This is a genomic window from Aminobacter sp. P4_H6_2, from assembly GCF_056400805.1.
The window spans coordinates 1-3,682 of record NZ_JBFUKO010000543.1; the positions used below are offsets into that span (position 1 = coordinate 1).

General features: G+C 62.5%; 3 protein-coding genes. All 3 read right to left on the reverse strand.

What is annotated here, in order from left to right; genetic code table 11:
* Positions 1-87: 87 nt before the first annotated feature.
* Entirely contained in the window at positions 88-666 is a 579-nt protein-coding gene (gene pyrE / locus AC1DUU_RS26170; RefSeq protein WP_476786281.1) for an orotate phosphoribosyltransferase, read from the reverse strand.
* A 36-nt stretch (positions 667-702) separates the two neighbouring features.
* Positions 703-2,928, reverse strand: coding sequence for a RelA/SpoT family protein (locus tag AC1DUU_RS26175; RefSeq protein WP_476786282.1), 2,226 nt, complete (start codon positions 2,926-2,928; stop codon positions 703-705).
* A 270-nt stretch (positions 2,929-3,198) separates the two neighbouring features.
* Positions 3,199-3,594 (reverse strand): DNA-directed RNA polymerase subunit omega, encoded by a 396-nt coding sequence (gene rpoZ / locus AC1DUU_RS26180; RefSeq protein WP_476786283.1) that lies wholly within the window; start codon positions 3,592-3,594, stop codon positions 3,199-3,201.
* Between the last annotated feature and the right edge of the window lie 88 nt (positions 3,595-3,682).

A 3,682-nucleotide genomic window follows, 5' to 3' on the forward strand; every position in this document is an offset into this window, starting at 1 on the left:
CCAGGCGGCCAAGCTGAAGCTGCCGATCTCCCCCCATGCGGGGGAGATGGCCGGCAGGCCAGAGGGGGGTGACCGGGCTCACCACTCCTAAATATTCCGGCTGCCCGGCTTGATCGCCGGGATCGCCGCCAGTTCCGGCGGCAGATTGTCGGCCGGATAGGCGGGCACCTCGTATTCGGCGAGCGCGATCAAAGGCACGCCGACATCGGACTTGCCGGCCGAACGGTCGATGATGCAGGCGGCAGCCACAACCTCGGCGCCGAGTTCGCGCAGGCACGCGATGGTCTCGCGGATCGAAAGACCAGTGGTGACGATGTCCTCGACGATGACGACGCGGGCGCCCTTTTCGATCTCGAAGCGGCGCAACCGGAAGGTGCCCTGCTCGCGCTCGACCCAGATCGCCGGCACCTTGAGATGCCTTGATGTCTCGTAGGCCGGGATCAGCCCGCCGATCGCGGGGCCTACGACGTAGTCGATATCGCCCTTCACCTCGGCGCGGATCTTTTCGGCCAGCGCCTTGCAAAGTGTTTCGGTCTTGTCGGCATGCATGAACACCCGCGCCTTTTGCAGGAACACCGGGCTGCGCAAGCCGGACGTCAGGATGAAATGCCCTTCCAGCACCGCACCCGCCGAACGGAAAATGTCCAGAACTTCGCTCGTCTGCATCTTTGTCTTTCCTGACGTCAGCCCAGCGCACTGCCCCTAGCCGTTGACGCGGCGGGCATCGCTGACGCTGGAGTTGTCCTTGAGCTGGGAGATCAGCCGGTTCAAGTGCTTCAAATCCCAGACTTCGAGATCGAGCAGCATTTCGGTGAAATCGGGGGCTGTGCGTATCATCGACAGCGTATGGATGTTGGCGTCGTTGGCCGCCACCACCTGGGCAATGTCGGCGAGCGAGCCCGGCGCGTTGATCGCCGTCACCGAAAGCCGCGCCGGAAAGCGCTCCTTCGAGCCCTCGTCGAGGTCCCAGCGCACGTCGATCCAGCGCTCAGGCTGATCGTCGAAGGCCATCAGCGACGGCGACTGGATCGGATAGATGGTGATGCCCGAGCCGGGCTGCATGATGCCGACGATGCGGTCGCCGGGCACGGCCCCTTCGGGTGCAAAGCGTACCGGCAGGTCGCCGCCGACACCACGGATTGGCACGGCAGCCCCTTGCGCCTTGCTTTCCTTGCGCTGCGCCGACGAACGGCCAGGGATCTGGAACAGCATGCCGGCGGCATTGCGGATCTTCGACCAGCCTTCCTCGCGCGGCTTCGGCGGGTGGGTGACGCGCTCTTCCTTGTAGTCGGGGAAGACAGCGCGGACGACATCATTTGACGCCAGCTCGCCGCGGCCGACAGACGCCAGCACATCCTCGATGTCCTTGCGCGCCAGCCGGTGCAGCACAGACTTCAAACTGTCCTTGGAGAACTTCTTGCCGGCACGCTCGAAGGTACGTTCGAGGATGCGGGTACCCAGCCCCGAATACTGCTTGCGGATGGCGTTCTTGGTCGCCCTGCGGATCGCCGAGCGCGCCTTGCCGGTGACCACGATCGATTCCCACGCCGCCGGCGGCACCTGGGCCTTGGAGCGGATGATCTCGACCTCGTCGCCGTTCTTGAGCTCGGTCACCAGCGGCATCACCCGACCGTTGACCTTGGCGCCGACGCAGGTGTCGCCGACATCGGTATGCACCGCATAGGCAAAATCGATCGGCGTAGCCCCGCGCGGCAGGGCGATCAGCATGCCCTTGGGGGTGAAGCAGAAGACCTGGTCCTGGAACAGCTCGAGCTTGGTGTTTTCGAGGAAATCCTCGGAGTCGCCATCGGCGAGCTGCTCGATCGTCCGCCTGAGCCAGGCATAGGCGTTGGTTTCCTTAGAGATTGAGTGGCCAGCACCGTTGGTCTTGGTGACGTTGTCCTTGTAGATCGAGTGCGCCGCGACACCGTATTCGGCGATCCTGTTCATCTCGCGGGTGCGGATCTGCAGCTCGATGCGCTGGCGCGAGGGGCCGACGATGGTGGTGTGGATCGAGCGATAATCGTTTTGCTTGGGCGTCGAGATGTAATCCTTGAAGCGCCCCGGCACCATCGACCAGGTGGTGTGGATCGCGCCCAGCGCGCGATAGCAATCGGCAACGGAGTCGACGACCACGCGGAAGCCGAAAATGTCTGACAGCTGCTCGAACGACAGCGCCTTGGTCTCCATCTTGCGGAACACCGACCACGGCTTCTTCTGCCGGCTCGTCACATCAGCCTTGATGTCATATTTCTCGAACTGCGCCGACAGCGCCTTTTCGATGTCGACGAGCACACCCTTGCTGCGCTCGGACATTTCGGCCAGCCGCTCGGTGACGGTGCGGTAGGCCTCCGGATTGATGTAGCGGAAAGCGAGCTCTTCCAGCTCCTCGCGCATGCCCTGCATGCCCATGCGGCCGGCCAGCGGCGCATAGATGTCCATCGTCTCTTCGGCGATGCGCAGGCGCTTGCCCTCGGGCACATGGTGCAGCGTGCGCATGTTGTGCAAACGGTCGGCGAGCTTGACCAAAAGCACGCGCACGTCTTCGGAGATCGCCAGCAAAAGCTTGCGCAGGTTTTCCGCCTGCTCGGCCTTCTTGGAAACGAGGTCGAGTTTCTTGAGCTTGGTCAGCCCCTCGACCAGCTTGCCGATGTCGGGACCGAACAGCTCGTCGATCTCGTCGCGGGTCGCGCTGGTGTCTTCGATCGTGTCGTGCAGCAGGGCGACCGCGATCGTCGCCTCGTCGAGATGCATGTCGGTGAGGATCGCCGCCACTTCAAGCGGGTGCGAAAAATACGGATCGCCCGACGCACGCTTCTGATGGCCATGCTTTTGCATGGCGTAGACATAGGCCTTGTTGAGCAGCGCCTCGTTGACGTCAGGCTTGTAGCGCTGGACGCGCTCGACAAGCTCATACTGACGCATCATGGGCAGCTTCCTGGAACTCGAAATGAATCATGCGCCGCAAGGGCTTGCGACGCATGTGATAGATAACCACTGATGTGGCGGCGCGGAAGTGCCCGTTGGCCGGTTTGGCGCGCGTTTTGACGCGACGCGAGACCTTTTTGAGAATTCGCCCTGCCGAGTCAGATGGCGTGGCTTTCAAGAACCGGAGCGGAGCGGACTTTCGGGTCCGTGAGCACCGGAAGCGCAGAAAGCCGCGTCAGGTGGCCGGCAGGGTAGAATTCTCAACAGGTCTCAGTAGTCGTCGCTCTTTTCGGGAGCGACAAGGCTCTCGATGCCGGCGAGCAGGTCTTCTTCCGACATGCGGTCGAAGTTGATGTTTTCTTCGGCTTCGTTGCTGTCGACGGCGGAAGCGGTGGCCTGGTCGGCGGGCTCGGGAGCCTCGGGCTCCGGCTCGTCGATTTCGACATGCTTCTGCATCGAATGGATCAGGTCTTCCTTGAGATCGTCGGGCGAAAGCATTTCTTCAGCGATTTCGCGCAGCGCAACGACCGGGTTCTTGTCGTTGTCGCGAGGAAGCGTGATCTGGGCGCCCTGCGAGATCTGGCGGGCGCGATGACCGGCGAGCAGAACGAGCTCAAAGCGGTTGTCGACCTTGTCAATGCAGTCTTCAACGGTTACGCGGGCCATGAAGTGCCCCTTTCATGCATGGATTTGACGGAAAGCTAGCGCGTGCCTTAACCTGAAAGGCCGCGCAATTCAAGCATGAAGCCTGCAC